Genomic DNA, 18,607 nt, shown 5'->3' with positions numbered 1-18,607 from the left:
GCGCGTGTCGACCCCCCTCATCCCCGAGCAGCGCCGCGAGTCGATCGTCGAGCACCTGCAGCGCGAGCGGGTGCTGAGCTACCGGCAGCTGACCGAGCTGCTCGGCGTCAGCCAGATGACGGTGCGCCGCGACGTCGCCGCCCTCGAGGACGCCGGCCGCGTCAGCGCGACCGCCGGCGGCGCCAAGCTCGCCTCGCGCCTGGTGGAGGAGCCGAGCCGGGCCGTCAAGCAGGAGGCGGACGTCGCCGAGAAGGAGGCGATCGCCCGCGAGGCGGCCGCCCTCGTCCACGACCACATGACCGTGTACCTCGACGCGGGCACCACGGTGCAGGCGATGCGCCGCCACCTCGACGACGTCTCCGACCTGACCGTCGTGACGAACGACCTCGCGACGGTGCAGGCGTTCCTCGACCACCCCACGGCCGACCTGATCTGCGTCGGCGGACGCGTCGACCGGGCCAACCAGTCGACGATGGGGCGCCTGACCGGCGTCGCCCTCGCCGAGCTGTCGCTCGACCTCGCGTTCGTCTCGTCGAGCTCGTGGGACCTCGCCCACGGCGTCACCACCCCCGTCGAGGCGAAGATCGAGGCCAAGCGGGCGGCCCTCGCCGTCGCCGAGCGCACCGTGCTCGTCGCCGCCAGCTCGAAGTACGGGCGCTTCGGCCGGTACCGGGCGCTGCGGCTCGACGAGCTCGACGGCGTGATCACGGACGACGCCCTCGGCGACGAGGCCGCCGCCGCGCTGCGCGACGCCGGCGTCGACCTGCGCCTCGCCGCCCGCTGACGCCGCCGCCTGCCGCCTGCCGCCTCCGGCCGCTTCCCTCCGCGAAAGCGACAAGACGACGCGGAACATCGCGCCGCTTCGTCGCTCTCGCGGAGCTTCCCCGCAGCGGCGCCTCCCTCGCGGACCCTCGCCGCGCCTCCTGCGCCTGGCGGTCCGCGCGCACGAACTCCCGTCGAGGGCGGGTCGCCGTGGTCGAGGGCGGGTCGCCGCGGACCCGCCCTCGTCCACGCTGACCCGCCCTCGGCAGACGAAGCGTGCTCAGGCAGGAGGCGCAGGTAGTCTCGGGGACGTGACCAGCCACCCGATCGCCCGCAGCACGCGCCGCCAGCGCGCGGCACGGCAGGCGTTCCCGAAGCGGCTCGTGCTGACCAAGCGCACGAGCGGCACCAACGGCTGGATGAGCCTCTGGGGCAGCAACGCCCACGGCGAGATCGCGGGATGCCCACCGCCGACGGCGTGACCGCGCCCGGGATCGTCGACGACCCGGGCGCCTCCCCGCGCCCGCCGTTCCGCGACCACCTCTGAGAGCTCACCCGTGTCCCCTGACGTCCCCGACGCCTCCTCGTCCGCCCCCGTCCCGACGGGCCCGGCCCCCTCCACGCCCGCGCCGCCCGCGCACGCCCCCGGCCCGCTCGGCCGCGGCGCCCGCCTCGCGCGCTTCGTCAGCCGCGACACGACGGGCGGCCTGCTGCTGCTCGGCGCGACCGTGCTCGCGCTCGTGCTCGCCAACAGCCCCGCCGCCGACTGGTACGGCGCCGTCCGCGACACGACGTTCGGACCTGCAGCCCTGCACCTCGACCTCAGCGTCGGGGCCTGGGCCGCCGACGGCCTGCTCGCGATCTTCTTCTTCGTGGTCGGCCTCGAGCTCAAGCAGGAGTTCGTGGCGGGCTCGCTCCGCGACCCGCGCGCGGCGGCCCTGCCCATCGCCGCGGCGGTCGGCGGCGTCGCCCTGCCCGCCGTGATCTACACGCTGGTCAACCTCGACGCGGGCGGCGACGCCCTGCAGGGCTGGGCGATCCCCGCCGCGACGGACATCGCCTTCGCCGTCGCGGTCATCGCGGTCGTGGGCAAGCGGCTGCCGCCGGCGCTCCGCACGTTCCTGCTGACGCTGGCCGTGGTCGACGACCTGCTCGCCATCACGATCATCGCCGTCTTCTACACCTCCGGCATCCTGTTCCTGCCGCTGCTCGCCGCGCTCGTCCCGTTCGCGGCGTTCGCGCTGCTCGTCCGTCGCGGGGTCCGCTCGTGGTGGCTGCTGATCCCCCTGGGCGTCGTCGCGTGGGCCCTGGTGCACGCGTCGGGCATCCACGCCACCATCGCCGGGGTCGTGCTCGGCCTGCTCGTGCCCGCCATCGCGACCCGACGGGCCGGCGTCGACCACACCGGCCCCGACGGCCACGTCGAGCGGCACCCGCTCACGCACCACTTCGCCGAGCGCTGGAGCCCCGTCTCGTCCGGCGTCGCCGTGCCGCTCTTCGCGTTCTTCTCGGCGGGCGTGACGGTCGGCGGCCTCGCCGGCCTCCGCGACGCGCTGACCGACAGCGTCGCGCTCGGCATCGTCCTGGCGCTCGTGCTCGGCAAGTCGATCGGCATCACCGTGTCGTCGCTGCTCGTGACGCGCCTCCCCGGCATCCGCCTCGACCCGAGCCTGCGCTGGCCCGACATCGTCGGCCTCTCGTTCGTCGCGGGCATCGGCTTCACCGTGTCGCTGCTCGTCGGCGAGCTCGCGTTCGGCAGCGGCAGCGAGCGCGACGACGTGGTGAAGGTCGGCGTGCTCGTCGGGTCGCTGGTCTCGGCGCTCATCGGCGCCGCCGTCCTCACGGTGCGCGCCCGCCAACGCGCCCGCACCGACGCCGACGCCGAGCGCTAGCCGGCCCGCGCCGACGTCAGCTCCGCTCCCCATTCAGGAAGCCCGGTCCTGATCCTCGCCACGGGGGGAGCCGAGCTCCTGAACCGTGCACCATGCAGGATCGGCGCGGGGAGAGTTCCTGAGACCCGCACGACGCTCACGACGCCCCGGCGACGAGCACCCCGCAGGAGGCGCGGCCCGCGACGATGAGCGACTAGCGTCGGTCAGGTGGACGACGACGACGCGACCCCCGCCTCCTCGTGGACCCGTCGGCGGTCGTCGATCACCCTGCTCGCCCTCGTGGTCGGCATCTCGCCGTTCGCGACCGACATGTACGTCCCGGCGCTGCCGGCCATCGCCCGCGACCTCGGCACCACGACGGCCGTCGCGCAGCTCAGCCTGACCGCGTTCCTCGTCAGCTTCGCGCTGGGCCAGTTCGTGATCGGCCCGCTCAGCGACGGCATCGGCCGACGCCGGGTGCTGCTGATCGGCACGGCGGTCTTCACCGTCGCCTCCCTCGGCTGTGCCCTGGCGCCCGACGCGACGACGCTGACCGTCGCGCGGGTGCTGCAGGGACTCGGCGGGGCGGCAGGCAGCATCGCGGGGCGGGCGATGGTCGGCGACTCCACGACGGGCACGCGCCGCAGCCGACTCTTCGCCTCGCTCGCCGTCGTGAACTCGCTCGGGCCGGTCGTCGCGCCCCTGGTCGGCGGCGTCGTGCTGACCGTCGCCGCCTGGCGGTCGCTCTTCGTGGTGCTCGCCGTCTTCGGCCTGGCGCTCACGCTGCTGTCGGCCGTGCGGTTCCCCGAGACGCTGCCCGCCGCCTCCCGGTCCGGTGCCTCGCTCGGCGCCGCGGGCCGCCGGATGGGCGAGCTGCTGCGGATCCCGCGGTTCCGCTGGTACCTCGTCACGGGCTGCGCCGCCACGATCGGCTTCTTCTCGTACATCTCGACGTCGTCGTTCGTGTTCCAGGAACAGTACGGCTTCAGCGAGCTCGGCTACACCCTCGTCTTCGCGTCGAACGCGTCGTGCATGATCCTGTCGACGCTGCTGTTCCGGCGGCTGGTGGGGCGGTTCGCCGAGGACTCGCTCTACACGGCCGGCCTCGTCACCTGCACCGTCGGGTCGGCGCTCGTGCTGGCGGGCGCGGCGACCGGCATCGGACCGGCACTGATCTGGCCGGCGCTCGCGCTCGTCACGGCGGGCTGGGGCTTCGTCATCCCCGGGTCGATCACGCTGACGCAGGCGCTCGGGCACCGCTGGCCCGGCTCCGCGGCCGCGTTGCAGGGCGGGCTGCAGTTCGGGCTCGGCGGGCTGGCGACGCCGCTGGCCGGCGCCCTGGGCGGGACTGCCCTCGTCATGGGCGGGCTCATGGTCGCGTTCGTCGGCGTCGGGCTGGCGGTGCAGCTGGCGGTGCGGTCACGGCCGCAGCCCGAGGCGGAGGCCCAGCCGGGCTGAGGAGGCGCGATGCCGGTGGGCCGAGGAGGCGCAGTCCCGATCGGGCCGAGGAGGCGCGGCCGCAGTCGTGCTGAGGAGGCGCGGTCCCGGGCAGGGCCGAGGAGGCGCGGTCCTGGCAGGGCCGAGGAGGCGCGGTCCGGCAGGTCTGAGGGGCGTGCGACCTCAGCGGGTCGCGACGGCAGAGACGGTCGCGAGTGCCGCGTGCTCCCCCCCGAAGAAGTCGGCGTACGCCGGCTCGGGCGGCCGGGCCGAGCGCATCGGCGGCAGGTCCGTGACGGGAGGCCGGCGCTTCGGGTAGGCCTCGATCGCCGCAGGTCGGACCCGCGGGTCCGTCTCGTACAGGCTCATGTCGGTTCCCTTCCCTCCGCGTCGAGGACACCCGTGTGGTTCTGCCTCCGAGGCTAGGGCGGCGAGCCGACCTCGGGCAGGGGCTTGCGCCCCGAAGGAGGGGTGCGGTACAAGAGGCGGAGCGACGGAACGGGGTACGCGAGGGACCAGTCGGGAGGCACCGGTCGGGACGACCCGCCGCCGTGACGGAGCCGGCCCGGCCCCACGGCGGAGACCGTCCGCACCGACGACCGACATCGGCCGTCCCCCACGGAGACCTCCCCACGCGGGCCGCCCCTACGGAGGCCTCCTCCACGGAGTACACCGGACCGCGTGACCTCACCGCTCCTCCTCGCCGGCCTCGCCGGTCTGCTCTCCGGCCTGTCGTTGGTCGTCGGCTCCCTCGTCGCTTGGTTCGTCAAGGTGCCGCGCGAGCTCGTCGCCCTCGTGATGGCGTTCGGCGCCGGCGTGCTCATCTCGGCGCTCGCGTTCGACCTCGTCGACGAGGCGACCAGCAGCGGCGGGTTCGTGCCCACGATCTCCGGCTTCGTGGCCGGGGCCGTCGTCTACGTCGTCCTCGACCAGCTGCTCGAGCACGGCGGGTTCCGGCTGAAGCGACACCGCCGGCACCACGCCGACACCGGCGCCGCCAGCACCGACCACGGAGGCCGAGGAGGCGGCGGCAGCGGCGCGAAGGCCGCTGCGGCCAGCGGCGGCACCGGCCTCGGGATCGCGCTCGGCGCCCTGCTCGACGGCGTGCCCGAGACCGCCGTGCAGGGCGTGAGCCTCACGGGCGGCGGCACGCTCAGCGTCGCCGTGCTCGTCGCGGTGGTCATCTCCAACTTCCCCGAGGGCATGTCCAGCACGGCCGACCTCAAGGAGTCGGGGCGCGGCGCCCGGTACGTGTTCGGGCTCTGGTCGGGCATCGCCGTGGTCTGCGCCCTGTCGGCGATCGGCGGCTACGTGCTGCTCGGCGGCGTGCCGGAGGGAGCCCAGTCGTTCGTCATGGCGTTCGCGGCCGGGGCGATCCTCGCGATGATCTGCGACACGATGATCCCGGAGGCGTTCCGCAAGGCGCAGACGCTGACCGGGCTCGTGACCGTGCTCGGCTTCGTCGCGAGCTACGCCGTGCACCAGGTCGGCTGAGCCGAGGGCCGGCCGCGGACACAGAGACGCCGCGGAGGCGCGGAGCACACCGCCGACGAGCGGCCCGGCCCGCGGTGGTCGGCGCCGACGCCCGGCCCCGCGGCGCTCGGTAAGGAGCACACCGCCGACGAGCGGCCCGGCCCCGAGGCGGGCTACGCGGCCAGCGTCAGGGGGCCGTCGGTCGCGTCGGGCGCGACCGCCGCCTCCTCGGCGACCTGCTCGGCCTGCCGCACGACGTCGTCGGTCGGCTCGGGCACCGGATCGGGCCCCGAGCCCGGCAGCGCCACCGCCAGCCGGGCGGCGACGGCGAGCGCCCAGCCGCGGTGCATCGCGCGGAACGAGAAGGCGCGGCGGAGGGTCGTGCCGTCGGTGTCCCAGGCGGGGAACGAGACGAACTCGACGCCGGCGTGCTCGTCGGCGACCTGACGCAGCGCGGCGTCCACGCGGCGCAGCTGCGACCCGATCAGCCGCGCGGCGGCGGGCGGCAGGCCCTGGAACTGCGTCATCGGGGGCAGCCCGGCGAGCAGCACGGGCACGTCCGCGCCAGCAGCCGAGCGGACGCGGGCGACGAGGCGAGAGACGGACGCGACGACGTCCGCACTGGGCGTGATCCTCAGCACGTCGGGGATGCCGAGGGCGACCACGACGGCGTCGGCGCCCGCCGCCGAGGAGCCGAGACGGGGATGGTGGGCCGCCCGCCGCACGGTCAGCAGCGGGTCGGCGACGGTCTGCCAGCTGCAGCCGCGGCCGGTGCGGCTCGACCACACGCCGGCGAGCTGCGCCGGGAACGCCATGCCGTGCAGGAGGACGCCGTACCCGGAGGCGGCGAGGTCGCCGACGACGAGGAGGCGGGCGGGACGCGGCCCGGGGAGGGTCGCGGTGACCTCGTCCCGGGGGAACGGCGCGCTGCGGACCTTGAGGCCGAGCACTCCGAGGTGGAGGGCGAGGTAGGGGCGCGCGAGCGTGAGCAGGGTCGCTGCTGTGCGGTCTCGGAGGGTGTGCATGGGCCGTCCTGGCGGTGCGGTGCCGGGATCCGTCCCGGTCGGGTGGCGCGGTGGCGCTCGCTGACGGTACATGCGGCCGCATCTACGCGCCAGCACCGGCCGCCGCGGTTGCGCGTTGCGGACAGACCGAGCGGTCTGCCCCGGCGGGGCGGCGCGGTGCGACCGGATGCGGCACGGCCGGGTGCGGCACGGCGGGTGCGGCACGGCCGGGTGCGGCGGCCCGACATCCCGGAGTGGACGAGGAGGTGCGGGCCGGCTGGGGCGGGCTCGCGGGCCGGGCTGGCCGGGCACGTCCGGCGCGGCTCGGACCCGCGGAACCCGCGCGCACCCTCGCGCGCGCCGACGGGTGCACGCGGGTTCCGCGGGTGAGGACCGCCCGGGGCGACGGCGCGCGGCCTGCCGGGCTCGCGCGGCGGGCTCACGCCGGCGGGCTCGCGCGCCGGGCTGGCCGGGTACGTCCGGCGCGGCTCGGACCCGCGGAACCCGCGCGGACCCTCGCGCGCGCCGACGGGTGCACGCGGGTTCCGCGGGTGAGGAGCCGCCCGGCGGCGCCGGCGCGCGGCCCGCCGGGCTCACGCCGGCGGGCTCGCGCGCCGGGCGGGTCAGCTGCCGGTGGCGGACTCGTCGGCGGGGGCCGACGGAGCGTCCGTCGGCGGGGTGGGCGCGTCGGTCGGCGGCGTGGGGCGGTCGCCGCTGCCCGAGCCCTCCTCGCCGGGGGCCGGGGCGTCGGCCGGCGGGGCCGGCGGCGTCGGGCGCTCGGCGCCGTCGGCGCCCTTCGCGCCCGGCGCGGGTGCGTCGCCCGGCGCGGGTGCGGCCGGGCCACCCTCGGCGCCAGCGCCCGGCGCGCAGCCGGGGCCGCCCGCGAGCGGGCCGGCCGGCGCGTCGCCGTCGGCCTCGTCGCCGGTCGCACCCGGCGCGGCGGGCGTCGGCGACCCCGAGGCGTCCGAGCCGGGGGCCGCAGGGCCGGTCTCGTCTGCGGAGTCCGTGCCGCCTCCTGCGTCCGAGCTCGCACTGGGGCTCGGTGACGCGCTCGACGTCGCCGCCGTGAGCGTGCTCGCGCCACCCGACGACGCCACCGCTGCCGTGCCGCCGACGAGCGCGAGCCCGACCGCGGCGACGCCGAGGCCGATCCCGAGCCGCTTCGTCACCCGTCGGCGCGGGGCGGCGGGCACGCCCTGCTCCGACGCGACGCGGGGCGAGAGGGGCAGCTCGCGGGTCGCGTCGTCGGCGGTCGAGTCCTGCCGGGGGGCGCCGAACGCGTCGCGCTGGTCGCGGTGACGGTCGCCGTCGCCGGCGCCGCTGCCGTCACGGCCGAGGTCGCCGTCACGGTCGAAGGGGTTCTGCTGGTCGTTCATGTCGTCTCCTGACGAGGGGGTGGTGGTGGTGCGGACCGGTCGTCCGCCGCTGTGACCAACCTCGGGAGCGCACCTGAAGCCGCGCTTAAGTCGCCGGGGCGTCCAGCGGTTCCATAGGCGACCGGCGGCGACGGCGCATCTCGGCCCCGTACCGTCCAGCCGGTGATCTCCCCTGCCCGCGTCCTCGTGATCGACGACGACCCTGCCCTGCTCTCGTCCGTCGTCGCCGCCCTCGGCGCGGAGGGCTTCGCCGTGAAGGGCCTGCCCGACGGCTCCGAGCTGCCGGAGGCGCTCCGCGCGTTCGTCCCCGACCTCGTCGTCCTCGACTGGATGCTGCCGGGGGCGAGCGGCATCCGCCTCGCGGCGACGGTCCGCACGAGCAGCGACGCGGCCGTGGTCATGCTGACCGCGCGCGACGAGCTGGACGACCGCCTCCGGGGCTTCGCCGAGGGCGTCGACGACTACGTCGTGAAGCCGTTCTCGGTGGCCGAGCTGCTCGCCCGGATCGGCGCGGTGCTGCGGCGCCGCGGGCGCATCCCCGCGGTGATCGAGGTGGCCGACCTGGTCGTCGACCCGGAGGCTTCGGTCACCACCCGCTCCGGGGTCGCGCTCGACCTCACCGCGACCGAGCAGCGCCTGCTGACCTTCCTCGCCGAGAGCCGGGGCCGGACCGTCTCGAAGACGCAGATCCTCACCCAGGTGTGGGGCTACGACGACTACGACCCGAACCTCGTCGAGGTGCACCTCAGCTCGCTCCGCAAGAAGATGGAGCGGGAGGGGCCGCGGCTCATCCACACCGTCCGCGGGCTCGGCTACCGGATGAGCGCGTGAGCGACGGGTCCGACACGGTGCGGCCCGACGGCCCGCGGCTCCGCACCGGGTCGCTCCGGGCGCGCACCGTCGTCGCCGTGCTCGTGCTGCTCGCCCTGCTGCTCGCCGGGCTGGCCGTCGCGGTCGAGGCGACTCTGGGCCAGCGGCTCCGCGCCCAGGTCGAGGACCGCCTCCGCGACCGCGCCTCGGCGGCCGCCGCGCTCGTCGGCACCGTCGACGGCGACGACCTCGCCGACCGGCTGTCGGCGCAGGGCCTCTCCGTCGTGATCCGCGACGCCGACGGCGGCGCGATCGTCGCCGGCCCCTCCCCCGACGAGCTGCGCGAGGGCCCGCCCGCGCTCGGGGACGGCCTGCCGGCCGGACCGGGTAGGGGCGCAGGAGGCGCGGGCACGGACACGCCGACCGGCGACGCGACCGCAGGCCCCGCGGCCCCGGGAGAGGAGGCGACGGGCACCTCCTCGGATCCGGGTGCGACCGACGGCGCCGCGGCCGACGCCGGTGCCGACTCCGACTCCGTCACGGTCACCGCCTCGAGCGTCACGGCCGACGACGAGGTGACGACGCTGATGAGCGAGCTGAGCGACGGGTCGACGATCACGCTGACGGCCGACTCGAGCTCGGTCGGCCAGACGCTGACGCAGCTGCGCTGGGTGATGCTCGGGGCGTCGGGCGTGTTCCTGGTCGTGGCCGCCGCGGGGCTCGTGCTCGTGGTGCGGGCGACCCTGCGTCCGCTCGACCGGATGACCGCCGTGGCGCGCTCCATCGCCCACGGCGACCGGGGTCGGCGGCTGCGTCCCGCGAAGGAGTCGACCGAGATCGGCCGCGTCGCCGCCGCGTTCGACGAGATGCTCGACGGGGTCGAGGGCGCGGAGCAGGCCGCGCTCGAGGCCGAGCGGACGGCACTCGCCGCGGAGCGCACCGCGCTGGAGGCCGAGCAGAGGGTGCGCGCGTTCGTGTCCGACGCGGCGCACGAGCTGCGCACGCCCGTCGCCGGGATGCGCGCCGCCGCCGACACTCTGGTCCGCTCGTCGGCCGACGTCGGGCCCGACGAGCGCGAGCGGCTGGCCGTCCACGTCGTCCGGGAGGCCGCCCGCGCGTCGCGCCTCATCGACGACATGCTGCTGATGGCCCGCGTCGACCGCGGACTCGAGCTCGACGTCGCACCCGTCGACGTGGAGGCGCTGGTCGCCTCGGTCGTGGAGGGGCAGCGGCTGCGTCGGCCGGGGCTGGAGCTGCGGGTCGAGGTGCGGGGCGCGGGTGCGGGGGCGCGAGTCGACGGCGGTGGGGGCGCTGGCGTCGGTGCGGGCGCAGGTGCTGGGGCTGGTGCCGGTGCCGCGGCTGGTGCTGGTGAGCTGGTCGTCCTCGGCGACGCCGGTCGGCTGGCGCAGGTGCTCGGCAACCTCGTCGACAACGCGGCGCGGGCGACGCACGGGACGGGCACGGTCGTGCTGACGGTCGACGGCTCGTCGCCGGAGGTCGCGGCCGTGCTCGTCGCCGACGACGGCCCCGGGGTGCCGGAGGCCGACCGCGAGCGCGTCTTCGACCGACTGGTCCGGCTCGACGAGGCCCGGCGGACGGGCGACGGAGGCGCCGGCCTCGGCCTGCCCATCGCCCGCGGCATCGCGCGGGCGCACGGCGGCGACCTCGTCTGCGAGCCCGGCGGCGCGGCCCCCGGCGGCGCCGTCTTCCGGCTGACGCTCCCTCTCCCTCGCTGACGCCCGCCCGCCCACCCGCCCGCGCGGACGTCACACCCCGGAACGAGCAGCACACCCTCGAATTCGGGGGTGTGCTGCTCGTTCGGGGGTGCGAGCCGGCAGGTGCGTCGGGCCGGGCCGGCGAGCCCTAGGGCCGGGGGCGGTCGAAGCGCGCGCCGCCCGGCTTCGGGCCGAGGATCGCGAGGACGGTGAGCGCGATGCCGCCGAGGTACGGGAACAGGTTGATCAGCAGCAGCCACCCGCTCAGGTCGACGTCGTGCAGCCGTCGGACCCCGATCGAGAGATACGGCACGATCGTCCCGAAGAGCAGCACCGTGAAGACGAGGGCGAAGGGGTAGAAGCCCGGTCCCGGGTCGGACGAGCCGTCGGCGTGGACCTCCATGCCGGGCAGACCGGCCAGGAGCCCGAGGAGGCCGAGGCCGAGCCAGACGACGACCGTGGCGAGCACCACCCACCAGTACTCGCTCCGGCTCGCGCGGCCGCTGAAGTCGGCGTACTTGCGGAAGAAGCGCCCGACCGACTCCAGGGGCCCGGCGCCGTACAGCGGCGCCCAGAGCGGCACCGAGCCGTCGGCGAGGCGCGGGGACACCCCGGGAGGCGCGCCGAACGGCTGCTGCGGCTGGCCGTAGGGCTGCTGGGCGTACGGCTGCTGGGCGTACGGCTGCTGGGCATGAGGCTGCTGGGCATGAGGCTGCTGGCCGTAGGGCGGCTGGCCGTCCCCCGGCTGCTGGCCGTAAGGCTGCTGGCCGTATCCCGGCTGCTGGCCGTAAGGCTGCTGCGGCTGACCGTACGCCGGCGGCTCTCCGTGAGGCTGCTGCGGCTGACCGTACGCCGGCGGCTCTCCGGGAGGCTGCGGCTGGCTGTACGCCGGAGGCTGCGGTTGACCGTCCGCCGGCGGCTGCTGCGGCTCTCCGTGAGGCTGCGGCGGCCCGTAGGGAGGCGGCTGCTGCCCCTCGGCCCGGCCCTGTTCGTCGTCTCGTGCGTCGCTCATGTCGTCCCCCTCGAGCCGTCGCCCCTCGCGACCTGCCCAGGCTAGCGGCAGCCGACCAGCAAGCGAGCGGCAGCGAGCCCTGCCGAGGGCGGGTGTCCCGGGCCGAGGGCGGGTCGGCCGCGACCCGCCCTCGAGCCAGAAGACCCGCCCTCGGCGCAGAGCCAGCCGCACGAGGCAGAGCCGCACCGAGCCGAGCTGAGCCGGGCCAGGCCAGGCCGGGCCGGGCCAGGCCGGGCCGGGCCGGGCCGGGCCGGACGCGACCGCCCTCGGCGACGCGCGCCGCGCCTCCTACAGCTCGCGCGCGAAGCAGACCGACTCGGCACTGCCGACGTACGCCCCGAACAGCGGCACCTCGCCGTACCCCTCGCGGGCGTAGAAGCGGATCGCGTCGGGCTGCCGCGTGCCCGTCTCGAGGACGACGCGGCGAGCGCCGAGGCCGCGCGCCTCCTCCTCGAGGGCCCGGAGCACCGCGACGGCCACCCCCGAGCCTCGAGCGGACGGATCGACGAACATGCGCTTCACCTCGACCGAGCCGGGCCCGGCGACGTCGTCGGGCAGCGGGCGCAGCCCTCCGCACGCGACCGCGGCACCGGAGGCGGTGCGTGCGACGACGAAGACGGGCACGTCCGACGCGCTGGGCGGCGTGCCCGGCTCGTGGTCGTCGCTGCCGTAGCGCTCGTCGAGCTCGCGGCGCTGGGCCCGGCGCAGCTCGTCGGCCTCGGGGTGGTCGTACGGGACGACCTCGATCTGCCAGGTCATGTGCGGCTCCTCTCGTGCTCCTCGCACCGTAGCGGCCCCGCCCCGCCTCACCAGAAGCTGCCGCGCACCGCGACGTCGGAGGCGCCCACCTCGGTCGACACGAAGATCGTCCGGGGGTCGAGGAGGTCGCCCGGGATGCCGTCGCCGTGCTCGTCCTCGATCTGTCGCGCCAGCTCGGTCGGCGTCGTGCCGTCGGGCGGCCGCACGGTGAACACGGCCCAGCACCCGCCGGACCCGCAGCTCGTCTCGCTCGCCGTGACCGAGCTGCCGACGGGCAGGTCCATCGAGGAGGCGTCGGGCACGTCGCCCTCCGTCGCGAAGACCACCTGCATCATCATCCGGAGGAGGAAGAGCCCCACCAGCAGCACCACCACGCCCGCGACGATCGTGGCGACCACGATCCCCGCGATCGCCCGTCGCCCGAGCGGCGGGCTGCGGCGGACCGCCGAGCTCACGGACGCACGCCGGCGGCGCTCACGGACGACCTCCGGCGGCGCTCACCGGCGCACGACGTCCGTGCTCGCGCGCCACGCCTCGAGGCCGCGCCCCACGCGCGAGCGCACCCGGCCCCCTCGCCCGTGCAGCACCAGGGCGACGCCGAGCAGCAGCGACAGCACCGGCGGCAGCAGGTACAGGCGGGTGACGATCACGAGCAGGCCCAGCGTCGACGACGGGACGAGCGGCATCAGCGCGAAGAACGCCGCGGCGGCCACCACGGCGACGAGGGCGCGTCGCGGCCACGGCTCGAGGAGGCGCCGGCGGACCACGACGACGACGGCCGCGACCGCGAGCCCGACCGCCACGAGCCGCAGCACGCTGAGCGCCGTGCCGAGCGTCAGGGCCCCCACGGGGGCCGACGTCGCCAGGTCACGCAGGAGGGACGACAGGGCCTGGTCGACCACGTCGGGCACGAACAGCAGGACGACGCCCGTCGACGCGAGGGCCGAGACCCGCCCGAGCCCGGTCTCGCCCCGGACGCCGACGACCAGCAGCACCGCGCCCGTGAGCGCGAGCAGCGGCCCGGCAGTGCGCAGCAACGAGGAGGCGACGGCCAGGTCGACGAGGGCGATCACTGCCGACAGCCCCACGAGCACGCCCGCCACCAGGGTCGTCCGGGTCGAGCCCGACATCGGGCTCAGGGTGCCCGGCATGCTCGGCGTGCCCGACGCGCTCGGCGCGCTCGGCGCGCTCACGCGAACGCCCGCAGCTGCTCGACGACGAGGTCCGGCCGGGTCACGAAGGGGTGGTGCCCGGTCGGCAGCTCGACCGACCGGGTCGCCCGGGCCGCGTGCTCGCGCTGGAGCCCGACCGAGGTGCTGCGGTCGTCCGCGCAGACGAGGTAGGTGGAGTCGACGCCCTGCCAGCCGGCCCGGGTGGTGGGCGTCGTGAAGGAGGCCGCGTCCTGCGGCACGACCCGGCTGAAGGCCTCGCGCTGCTGCTCGGGCGTGCCGTCCTGCAGGAACCGGGCGCCGAACCACGGGGCGTCGAGGTCCCCGACCAGCCCGAGCCGCCCCGCACCGGCGTCGCCGAGGGGCACCGGGTCCGTCTCGCCGCCCATCACGGCGCCCTGCGACTGCCCGACGTCGGGCAGGTACGACGAGACCAGCAGGAGGTGCGCCACGGCCGGGTGAGCGCCGGCCTCGGCCACGACGGTGCCGCCGTACGAGTGCGCGACGACGATCACCTCGCCGGGCCCGCTCGCCTCGTCGAGGGCGCGGCGCAGGGCGGCGGCGTCGGCGACGAGGCCGGTCGCGGGGCCATCTTCATCGCCGGCAACGCCGGCGCCGCCGCCGGCATCGGAGCCGACCCGCACGTCGTCGCGGCCGTCGGCCGGGCGATCCCCGCACGAGGGCAGGGCGAGGGAGCGGCTCCGGATGCCGCTCTCCGCCTCCATCAGGTCGGCCGTCGGCCGCCACCACCACCGGCCGTCGCGCACCAGGGCGCCGTGCACGAAGAGGATGTCCATAGGGGTCCTTCCGGAGAGGCGGAGCAGCTGCGGCCGCGTCGTCCGGGGACGACGACGGCCTGGCTCGAACCTACGGGAGACCGCCGACGTCGCGGTAGAGGCCCCGGTCACACGGGAGACGGCGACGACGGCGCGTCGACGGGGAAGTGGAGCGAGTGACGGGAATCGAACCCGCGCTACCAGCTTGGGAAGCTGGAGTTCTACCATTGAACTACACTCGCGAACCCGCTCTGAGGCAGGTGTCTCCTACTATACCGACCCGCGCCTCCTCGGGTCGTCGCGGCTCCGGGCCAGCGCGTCGGGGGCGTCCGCAGGGCACGATCTCCTGTGGATGCGGACGGCCCGCGCCCCACCGCCGTACGGTCGCCCCATGATCACGAAGAAGACGCTGCTGCCCCTCGCCGCCCTCCTGCTGCTGCCGCTGACGGGCTGCACCGGCGGCGCCCAGGTCGTCGACCCGGCCGGCGACGTGCCCGGCAGCGAGAAGACGGCGACCAGCCCCGCCCAGTCGAACCAGGTCGACTGCACCCGCGTGCTCGACAGCGCGCTGAACGCCCTCGGCGACGAGGTCGACGACGACGTGCTGCTCGCCTACGCCCGCGAGGACGACGGTACCTGGTACGTCGCTGCCCCCGTCGGCGAGAACAACGTGCTGAGCGACACGGTCGGCCTCTGGACCACGACCGGCGACGTCGAGTCGGACGAGTTCGACGGCACCTTCGAGTCGGTCAACGAGGACGCGCAGTCGTCGTCGACCTGGCCCGTCTCGTCCGACTCGTCGGCCGAGCAGTCCGACGCCGGCCAGCAGGCGCTCAGCTGCATCGCGGACGCGGGCGAGACCGCCCGCTAGCCCGCGAGCACCCGCCCCGCACCCCCTTCCGTGCGCTGCACCCCCGAATTCAGGGGTGTGACGCACGGCAGGGGGTGCGGTGCGTGGGGGTGAGCGCAGGAGGCGCGGGCCGTCCCTCGCAGGCCGACCCGCGCCTCCTGCGTTGCACGTCGCGCACCTCCGCGCAAGCCCCGTGCGCAGAACGGCCCGCGCGCGCGTCGGGGGACGACGATCACCGGGACACCCGCACTGACCGAGCGGGTGCACCGACGTGTCCGGAGGCCATCGATGTCGATCCCCGCTCCCCCCGACGCCGCCCCCGCGGCCTCCGACGGCGACTCGGGAGGCGGCACCGCCCTGAAGCGGGCCATCACCGGCCCCCTGCTCTACCTCTTCATCCTCGGCGACGTGCTCGGCGCGGGCATCTACGCGCTGATGGGCACGCTGTCGGCCGAGGTCGGCGGCGCCCTGTGGGCCCCGCTGCTGCTGGCGCTGCTGCTCGCCCTGCTGACCGCGGGCTCGTACGCCGAGCTCGTGACGAAGTACCCGAAGGCAGGAGGCGCGGCGATCTTCGCCGAGCGCGCCTACGGAGTGCCGCTGGTCTCGTTCCTCGTCGGGTTCAGCATGCTGGCCGCCGGGGTCACCAGCGCCGCGGGCCTGTCGCTCGCCTTCACCGGCGACTACCTCGGCACGTTCGTCGACCTGCCTCCGGTGCCGACCGCGATCGCGTTCCTCGCGCTCGTCGCCTGCCTCAACGCCCGGGGCATCAGCGAGTCGCTCAAGGGCAACGTCGTCATGACGGTGATCGAGGTGAGCGGCCTCGTCGTCGTGATCGCCGTCGTCGCCATCATGCTCGGCGGGGGCCGCGGCGACGTGGGCCGGGTCGGCGAGTTCCCCGTCGACGCGAACCCCGCGATCGCGACGCTCGGCGCCGCGATCATCGCCTACTACTCGTTCGTCGGCTTCGAGACGAGCGCGAACGTCGCCGAGGAGGTGCGCGACCCCAGCCGCGTCTACCCCCGCGCGCTCTTCGCGTCGCTCGCCACCGCCGGGGTCGTCTACGTGCTCGTCGGCCTCGCCAGCTCGATCGCCCTGCCCGCCGAGGAGCTGAGCGACTCGACCGGCCCGCTGCTCGCCGTCGTCTCGGCGTCGGGGGTCGGCGTCCCCGAGTGGATCTTCAGCATCATCGCGCTCGTGGCCGTCGCGAACGGCGCCCTGCTGACGATGATCATGTCCAGCCGCGTCACCTACGGCATGGCCGAGCAGGGGCTGCTGCCCCGCGCGCTCGCCGCCGTGCTGCCGCGCCGCCGCACGCCGTGGGCGGCGATCCTCGTCACGACGGCCGTCGCGATGCTCCTCACCACGGTGGGCGACATCAGCGTCCTCGCCGAGACGGTCGTGCTGCTGCTGCTCTTCGTGTTCATCAGCACGAACGTCGCCGTGCTCGTCCTGCGCCGGGACCGCGTCGAGCACTCGCACTTCAGGGTCTGGACCGCCGTGCCCGTGCTGGGCACCGCCTCCTGCGTGCTGCTGCTCACCCAGCAGAGCGGCCGGGTGTGGCTGTTCGGCGCGGCGCTGCTCGCGGTCGGCACGGTGCTGTTCTTCGTCGCCCGTGCCGGGTCGCGGCGCCGACCGACGGCCTGACGACCCGACCTGACGACCCGACGACCTGCCAGCGCCACCACCATCACCCAGCGGGCACCGGAGCCCGGACCAGAGGAGCAGCCATGCGAGAACTCACCATCGTCGAGGCGCTGACCGCCGTCGAGAACGCCTCCGCGCTCGACCCGCTGATCGACAGGGTCGCCGGGGTGGTCGACGCGGTCGTCCGGCCTCGCGCCCTCAAGGACCTGCTGCACGGCGTCCCCGCCGGGCACCCGCTGCACCCGGTGCTCGTGCTCGTGCCGACGGGCGCGTGGATCAGCTCGGCCGTGCTCGACTTCGTGCCCGGGCAGGAGAAGGCGTCGCGGGCGCTCGTCGGCGTGGGAGTGCTGGCCGTGGCGCCCGCCGCCCTCGCGGGCTTCGTCGACTGGGCCGCGTCGCACGAGCAGCAGAAGCGCACCGGCCTCGTGCACTCCGTCGCCAACCTCGTCGCGACCGGGCTGTACGGCGCCTCGTACCTGCAGCGGGTGCGCGGGAAGCAGGCGAGCGCCAAGCTCCTCGGGCTCGCGGGGCTCGGAGCCGTGGGGCTCGGCGGGTTCATCGGCGGGCACCTCGCCTACCGTCAGGCCCTCGGGGCGAACCACGCCGAGGACGTCCCGCACCTCGTCAGCCCCGGCTGGCACGCCGTCACCCAGCTCGACGCCCTGCCCGAGGGCGAGCTGACCGGGCTCGAGCTCGACGGCCAGCCGCTGGTCGCCCTGCGGCGCGGGGACGAGGTCGACGTGCTCTCGAGCGTCTGCACCCACCTCTCGGGGCCGCTCTCGCAGGGCGAGGTCGTGCTCGACGCCGGACGACCGGGCGAGGCCTGCGTCTCGTGCCCGTGGCACGACAGCGTCTTCTCGATGCGCACGGGCCAGGTCGTGCACGGCCCGGCGACGTCGCCGCAGCCGGTCTTCGAGACCCGCGTCGTCGACGGCGCGGTCGAGGTGCGGCTGCCGAACGCCGGCTGAGGCCGAGGAGGCGCGGGTCGGCGGGTGCGCGCGCCGGCGGTCGCGCCGGCGCGAGCCTGCGACGTGGGGATCGGTCAGGCGCGCCAGCCGCGACGGTGCGCTCGGACGGCGAGCACGATGCCCACGACGGGGAACACGAGGTAGCCCACCAGGAGGACGAGGTGGCCGCCGCCGACACCCGACGAGGACATCAGGGCCGCCGACGCGAGAGCGAGGAGCGCGACGCCGACGGACGCGAGCCACGCCGCGGCCTTCTCCCGTCGGGTCCAGGCCTGGGCCTGGCTGACGAAGAGGAGGCCGGCGAGGGCGCCGACGACCGGCACCAGGAGCGAGCCGGCGATCAGGACGACGGCGGCGGCGATCGAGAACGCCCGGCCGGGGGGAGGCGCGTCCGGGGCCCCGAGGGGAGCCGCGGTCGGCTTCTCGGCGCGCGCCTCCGTCGCGGTCCCGGTGCGCGCCTCCGCGGCGATGAACGCGGGGTCGCCCAGCTGCTCGATGCGGGCAGCGGCCGACTCGGCGTCGAGGCCCTGCAGCTCCTCCTCGACGCCGGCGACGATGTCGCGGTGCAGATCTGCCGGGAGCTGGTCGAGCTCGGAGTCGAGCCGGGCGAGGTACGCGGTGGTGACCTCGGGGGTGGTGTCAGTCATGGGTGTCCTCTCCGATGAGTTGGTGCACCGACGTGGTGAAGGGCCCCCACTGGAGGCGGAAGGCCGTCAGCTGGGCCCGGCCGAGCGGGGTGAGCCGGTAGTACTTGCGGACGGGGCCGGTCGCGGAGGGCTGGTCGAAGGCGGTGGCGAGGCCCTGGGCCCGGAGACGGCCGAGCACGGGGTAGAGCGTCCCGATGCTGGCGACGAGCCCGGCCTGGACGAGCTGCTCGGAGAGCTGCCAGCCGTACATCGGCTCTCGGTCGAGCAGCCCCAGGACGCAGTACTCGACGACGCCCTTGCGCAGCTGCGCACCCACGTCCGCTGTCATGCGTCA

General features: G+C 75.8%; 20 protein-coding genes and 1 tRNA gene. 10 read left to right on the top strand and 11 right to left on the bottom strand.

The genetic code is table 11. The annotated features are described in order from the left end of the window. Positions 1-4: 4 nt before the first annotated feature. From ITJ48_RS15130 to ITJ48_RS15115, 4 genes are all read left to right on the top strand, one after another. Positions 5-784 (top strand): DeoR/GlpR family DNA-binding transcription regulator, encoded by a 780-nt coding sequence (locus ITJ48_RS15130; RefSeq protein ID WP_314104633.1) that lies wholly within the window; start codon positions 5-7, stop codon positions 782-784. Between the two features lie 289 nt (positions 785-1,073). Then, the gene (locus tag ITJ48_RS15125) at positions 1,074-1,244 is read left to right on the top strand and encodes a hypothetical protein (RefSeq protein WP_194614277.1); all 171 of its coding nucleotides are present in this window, start codon (positions 1,074-1,076) and stop codon (positions 1,242-1,244) included. Positions 1,245-1,319: 75 nt separating this feature from the next. Further along, positions 1,320-2,654 carry a Na+/H+ antiporter NhaA gene (gene nhaA, locus ITJ48_RS15120; RefSeq protein WP_194614276.1) on the top strand — a complete coding sequence of 445 codons (1,335 nt, stop codon included), beginning with the start codon at positions 1,320-1,322 and terminating at the stop codon, positions 2,652-2,654. A 207-nt stretch (positions 2,655-2,861) separates the two neighbouring features. After that, positions 2,862-4,091, top strand: a complete 1,230-nt coding sequence (locus ITJ48_RS15115; RefSeq protein WP_194614275.1) for a multidrug effflux MFS transporter — start codon at positions 2,862-2,864, stop codon at positions 4,089-4,091. 162 nt (positions 4,092-4,253) lie between these two features. Here the strand turns inward: ITJ48_RS15115 and ITJ48_RS15110 are convergent, their stop codons facing one another. Then, a complete protein-coding gene (locus ITJ48_RS15110) occupies positions 4,254-4,439 on the bottom strand; it encodes a hypothetical protein (RefSeq protein WP_194614274.1) in 186 nt (61 codons plus the stop codon). 312 nt (positions 4,440-4,751) lie between these two features. Between ITJ48_RS15110 and ITJ48_RS15105 the strand changes: the two genes are divergently transcribed. Further along, on the top strand, positions 4,752-5,564 hold the full coding sequence (locus ITJ48_RS15105) for a ZIP family zinc transporter (protein ID WP_194614273.1): 813 nt from the start codon (positions 4,752-4,754) through the stop codon (positions 5,562-5,564). Between the two features lie 152 nt (positions 5,565-5,716). Here ITJ48_RS15105 and ITJ48_RS15100 read toward each other — a convergent pair whose 3' ends face one another. Together ITJ48_RS15100 and ITJ48_RS15095 are read right to left on the bottom strand one after the other, a co-directional pair. Continuing rightward, on the bottom strand, positions 5,717-6,568 hold the full coding sequence (locus tag ITJ48_RS15100; protein ID WP_194614272.1) for a GDSL-type esterase/lipase family protein: 852 nt from the start codon (positions 6,566-6,568) through the stop codon (positions 5,717-5,719). Between the two features lie 602 nt (positions 6,569-7,170). Next, on the bottom strand, positions 7,171-7,923 hold the full coding sequence (locus ITJ48_RS15095; protein ID WP_194614271.1) for a hypothetical protein: 753 nt from the start codon (positions 7,921-7,923) through the stop codon (positions 7,171-7,173). A 162-nt stretch (positions 7,924-8,085) separates the two neighbouring features. Between ITJ48_RS15095 and ITJ48_RS16800 the strand changes: the two genes are divergently transcribed. Then, complete coding sequence (locus ITJ48_RS16800) at positions 8,086-8,754, top strand: response regulator transcription factor (RefSeq protein ID WP_192170244.1); 669 nt, start codon at positions 8,086-8,088, stop codon at positions 8,752-8,754. Continuing rightward, entirely contained in the window at positions 8,751-10,469 is a 1,719-nt protein-coding gene (locus tag ITJ48_RS16795; RefSeq protein WP_370544950.1) for an ATP-binding protein, read from the top strand. The genes ITJ48_RS16800 and ITJ48_RS16795 overlap by 4 nt, the downstream gene beginning before the upstream one ends. Before the next feature lie 127 nt (positions 10,470-10,596). Here the strand turns inward: ITJ48_RS16795 and ITJ48_RS15080 are convergent, their stop codons facing one another. The 6 genes from ITJ48_RS15080 to ITJ48_RS15055 form a co-directional block, all read right to left on the bottom strand. Next, complete coding sequence (locus ITJ48_RS15080; protein WP_194614270.1) at positions 10,597-11,460, bottom strand: DUF805 domain-containing protein; 864 nt, start codon at positions 11,458-11,460, stop codon at positions 10,597-10,599. Between the two features lie 288 nt (positions 11,461-11,748). Then, on the bottom strand, positions 11,749-12,219 hold the full coding sequence (locus tag ITJ48_RS15075) for a GNAT family N-acetyltransferase (protein WP_192042944.1): 471 nt from the start codon (positions 12,217-12,219) through the stop codon (positions 11,749-11,751). Between the two features lie 47 nt (positions 12,220-12,266). Further along, the gene (locus ITJ48_RS15070; protein WP_194614269.1) at positions 12,267-12,674 is read right to left on the bottom strand and encodes a hypothetical protein; all 408 of its coding nucleotides are present in this window, start codon (positions 12,672-12,674) and stop codon (positions 12,267-12,269) included. A gap of 42 nt (positions 12,675-12,716) precedes the next feature. Further along, positions 12,717-13,412 carry a hypothetical protein gene (locus tag ITJ48_RS15065; RefSeq protein ID WP_194614268.1) on the bottom strand — a complete coding sequence of 232 codons (696 nt, stop codon included), beginning with the start codon at positions 13,410-13,412 and terminating at the stop codon, positions 12,717-12,719. Then, positions 13,409-14,185, bottom strand: a complete 777-nt coding sequence (locus tag ITJ48_RS15060; RefSeq protein WP_194614267.1) for an alpha/beta hydrolase — start codon at positions 14,183-14,185, stop codon at positions 13,409-13,411. The genes ITJ48_RS15065 and ITJ48_RS15060 overlap by 4 nt, the downstream gene beginning before the upstream one ends. Before the next feature lie 147 nt (positions 14,186-14,332). Then, positions 14,333-14,406: transfer RNA gene (locus ITJ48_RS15055), tRNA-Gly, on the bottom strand. 149 nt (positions 14,407-14,555) lie between these two features. On the opposite strand from ITJ48_RS15055, the gene ITJ48_RS15050 reads away from it, so the two are divergent. The 3 genes from ITJ48_RS15050 to ITJ48_RS15040 all read left to right on the top strand — a co-directional run bounded on the left by ITJ48_RS15050 (position 14,556) and on the right by ITJ48_RS15040 (position 17,626). Further along, positions 14,556-15,035: a hypothetical protein gene (locus ITJ48_RS15050; protein ID WP_194614266.1), complete on the top strand. Its 480-nt coding sequence runs from the start codon at positions 14,556-14,558 to the stop codon at positions 15,033-15,035. Positions 15,036-15,302: 267 nt separating this feature from the next. Next, positions 15,303-16,658, top strand: coding sequence for an APC family permease (locus tag ITJ48_RS15045; RefSeq protein ID WP_194614265.1), 1,356 nt, complete (start codon positions 15,303-15,305; stop codon positions 16,656-16,658). Positions 16,659-16,741: 83 nt separating this feature from the next. Further along, positions 16,742-17,626: a Rieske (2Fe-2S) protein gene (locus ITJ48_RS15040; protein ID WP_194614264.1), complete on the top strand. Its 885-nt coding sequence runs from the start codon at positions 16,742-16,744 to the stop codon at positions 17,624-17,626. 74 nt (positions 17,627-17,700) lie between these two features. Here ITJ48_RS15040 and ITJ48_RS15035 read toward each other — a convergent pair whose 3' ends face one another. Together ITJ48_RS15035 and ITJ48_RS15030 are read right to left on the bottom strand one after the other, a co-directional pair. Continuing rightward, complete coding sequence (locus ITJ48_RS15035; RefSeq protein ID WP_194614263.1) at positions 17,701-18,273, bottom strand: hypothetical protein; 573 nt, start codon at positions 18,271-18,273, stop codon at positions 17,701-17,703. Then, positions 18,266-18,601, bottom strand: coding sequence for a PadR family transcriptional regulator (locus ITJ48_RS15030; protein ID WP_194614262.1), 336 nt, complete (start codon positions 18,599-18,601; stop codon positions 18,266-18,268). Before ITJ48_RS15030 ends, ITJ48_RS15035 begins: the two co-directional genes overlap by 8 nt. Positions 18,602-18,607 lie beyond the last annotated feature (6 nt).

It is taken from the genome of Frigoribacterium sp. VKM Ac-2530, assembly GCF_015350835.1.
Lineage (GTDB): Bacteria > Actinomycetota > Actinomycetes > Actinomycetales > Microbacteriaceae > Frigoribacterium.
The sequence above is the reverse complement of the archived record's forward strand: the minus strand, read 5'-3'. Positions and strand labels throughout refer to the sequence as shown.